The sequence below is a fragment of the Actinomadura soli genome (assembly GCF_005889715.1).
Classification (GTDB): Bacteria; Actinomycetota; Actinomycetes; order Streptosporangiales; family Streptosporangiaceae; genus Spirillospora; species Spirillospora soli.
Genome location: NZ_VCKW01000552.1, coordinates 1 through 1497 on the forward strand (window position 1 = coordinate 1; position 1497 = coordinate 1497).

Genomic DNA, 1497 nt, shown 5'->3' on the forward strand with positions numbered 1-1497 from the left:
GGCTAGACATCCCACGGGTCGTAGGTGTCAAGCTGCTTGGTCGGTGTGGTGGGTTTGGGGTGTCCAGGCGGTGGTTTCGCTGTAGGTGGTGTGGGTGCGTAGGCAGCCGTGGAGTGTGCCGACCAGTCGGTTGGCCAGACGGCGTAGGGCGTCGTTGTGGCCAATTCCGCGGGCGCGCATGGCGTCGTAGTAGGCGCGTGCTCCGGCGGAGCCGGTGAGGGCGGCGAAGGCCTGCTGGAACAGCGCGTCACCCAGTCGCCGGTTGCGGGCGTAGCGGGCCAGGACCACGATCTTCTTGCCGGAAGCGCGGGTGATCGGCGAGGTTCCGGCGTAGTTGCGGCGGGCTTTGCCGGAGGCGTAGCGGTCAGGGTCGTCACCGAACTCGGCCAGGGCCCGGGCGCCCAGGATCGTGCCGAAGCCGGGCTGGCTCAGGTAGATCTCAGCGTCCGGGTGACGGCCAAAATAGGCGCTCACCTGGCTTTCCAGCTCGGTGATCTGCCGGTTGAGTTCAGCCAGCACGCCCACCAGTGCCCGGGCGGTGATCCCGAAGGCCTGGGCGGTCAGCGGCCGGGCCGCCAGATGCTCGGCGGTCAGAGCCTGGTGGATGCGTGTCGCGGTGGCGCGCAGGTTGCGTTGCCGTCCGGCCTGGCGCAGCACCTCGATGATCGTCTCGACGTCCAAGTCCCGCGCGGCCTGCGGGGTGGTGGCCACCGTCAGCACCGCCAGCGCGTCACGTCCGGTCAACTCGGGGAAAGCCATCAGCGCGGCGGGGAAGTACTCACGCAGCTGGGAACGTAGCTGGTTACCCTGGCGTTGGCGCAGCCAGACCAGGTTCTGGTGGCTGCGGGCCAGAACCCGGACGGCGTCGGTCAGGTCGCTGTCGCCGGCGACCGGCCGGTGGTGCGCGCGGTCCAGACGGACCAGTTCGGCCAGGGTGTGCGCGTCGCCCTGGTCGGATTTGGCGCCCGAAGTCGAGTGTCGTTCCCGGTAACGGGCCACTTGCATCGGATTGATCGCGAACACCTGGTAGCCGGCGGCGACCAGCGCTGTCACCCAGGGGCCGCGGTCGGTTTCGATACCGACGACCACATCGGCGGCGGTGGCGTCCTCGGGCAGGTGCCCGGCGATCAGCTCGTGCAGCTGGGCGATCCCTTCGATGCCCTCGGTGAGTCTTCGCCGGGCCAGCCGACGCCCATCGTCATCGACCAGCTCGACATCATGGTGGTCCTCGGCCCAGTCGTTACCCACAAACAGCATCCGCGCCTCGTCTCTGGGGGTGGAAGCCAGGAGGAGAATCACGGCGACCTAATGGATCAGTGCTCGATCACGGCACGACATCCCACCGGCCATTGCTTCTCCCCGCCGAACCGGTGGGGGCACGATCTAGCCCTCGACCTCGCACAGCGGGCCTGGTGATGAACAGTGCTCACCCACCGGTCGGCTTCATCAGCCACCGATCCTGCCTTCCCGGCCTGACCGATGCACCGCCATTAGGTG

At 68.2% G+C, this 1497-nt stretch carries 1 protein-coding gene; it reads right to left on the minus strand.

Going from position 1 to position 1497, the window contains the following annotated elements:
* Positions 1–27 precede the first annotated feature (27 nt).
* The gene (locus tag ETD83_RS41760; protein ID WP_138650758.1) at positions 28–1257 is read right to left on the minus strand and encodes an IS110 family RNA-guided transposase; all 1230 of its coding nucleotides are present in this window, start codon (positions 1255–1257) and stop codon (positions 28–30) included.
* Between the last annotated feature and the right edge of the window lie 240 nt (positions 1258–1497).

Excerpts from the sequence above, each read along its gene's own strand:
- ETD83_RS41760 (WP_138650758.1), bottom strand. The coding sequence starts at position 1,257 with ATGCTGTTTGTGGGTAACGACTGGGCCGAGGACCACCATGATGTCGAG.